The organism is Klebsiella sp. HN106 (assembly GCF_051209435.1).
Taxonomy (GTDB): domain Bacteria; phylum Pseudomonadota; class Gammaproteobacteria; order Enterobacterales; family Enterobacteriaceae; genus Klebsiella; species Klebsiella oxytoca.
The window spans coordinates 1-295 of record NZ_JBLURD010000234.1; the positions used below are offsets into that span (position 1 = coordinate 1).

The 295-nt window shown below is 59.7% G+C and carries 2 protein-coding genes; one reads left to right on the forward strand and one right to left on the reverse strand.

Translation table 11 applies throughout. The annotated features are described in order from the left end of the window. Positions 1-123, reverse strand: a 123-nt coding sequence (locus ACSIPU_RS31060) for an ACP phosphodiesterase (RefSeq protein WP_435322540.1), incomplete at its 3' end; no start/stop codon positions are given. 74 nt (positions 124-197) lie between these two features. Here ACSIPU_RS31060 and ACSIPU_RS31065 point away from each other — a divergent pair. Next, on the forward strand, positions 198-295 hold a 98-nt coding region (locus ACSIPU_RS31065), incomplete at its 3' end, for a hypothetical protein (RefSeq protein WP_435322542.1).

Genomic DNA, 295 nt, shown 5'->3' on the forward strand with positions numbered 1-295 from the left:
GCCGTCGATGATCTCCGCCGGATAGTCGCCCTGCGGGTTGCCGCGCACGAAGTCGGCCATCAGGTTGCCGGGCAGCGAACTGTCGGCGAGATGGGCCAGGTGCAGGTGGGCGAGAAAATTCATAAAACGACATCCTTTAAATACGAGCGGGCAGGTGGAAACACCGATGTTGCGCTGAACGCCGCCTCGGTGGCCGAATGGCATGCTGTCTGGCCGCGCGCGGCACCTTTGCCACCGGTAAGGCATTCGGTTGCCGCATGGCGGCATTCGGAATGATTTGGAATATAGATTATGT